1 protein-coding gene is annotated in these 711 nt (G+C 60.9%); it reads right to left on the bottom strand.

Features of this window, described 5'->3' with window-relative positions; all coding sequences use genetic code 11:
* On the bottom strand, nucleotides 1-711 hold a 711-nt coding region (locus ACWI8T_RS02690; RefSeq protein WP_449137865.1), incomplete at both ends, for a SufD family Fe-S cluster assembly protein.

A 711-nucleotide genomic window follows, 5' to 3' on the forward strand; every position in this document is an offset into this window, starting at 1 on the left:
TGGTACGCGCTTCTTCTTCGGAAATACCGCGGCTCATAAGGTAGAACACGGTGTCGTCGGAGATGCGGCCGATGGTGGCCTCGTGGCCTACGTCGACGTTCTTGCAGCGAATGTCCATTGCGGGAATGGTGTCGGAGCGGCTGTCGGCGTCGAGCATGAGCGACTGGCAGCTTACCGACGCGGCGGAGTTTTCGGCCTTTTCGGTTGCCACGACGCTCGAGCGGAACGTGGACACGCCGCCGCCCTTCGAGATCGACTTCGTCTCAATCGCGGCGCTCGTGTCGGGCGCGGCGAGCACAACTTTGCAGCCGGTATCGAGGTTTTGGCCCTGGCCGGCGAACGTGATGCCCGTGAACGTGCACGTCGACTTGCGGCCGGAAAGAATGGACATGGGGTAGAGGTAACCGACATGGCTGCCGAAGCTGCCCGAAACCCATTCGATTGATCCGCCCTCGTCGCATACCGAGCGTTTGGTGTTCAAGTTGTACATGTTCTTCGACCAGTTCTCGATGGTCGAATAGCGCAGGTGCGCGTTCTTGCCGACGAACAGCTCGACGGCGCCTGCGTGCAGGTTCGCCACGTTGTATTTCGGGGCCGAGCAGCCTTCGATGAAGTGCAAATCGGCGCCGTCTTCCACGATGATGAGCGTGTGCTCGAACTGGCCTGCACCCTTTGCATTCAGGCGGAAGTAGCTCTGCAGCGGGTGCAGGC

It is taken from the genome of Slackia sp., assembly GCF_977041755.1.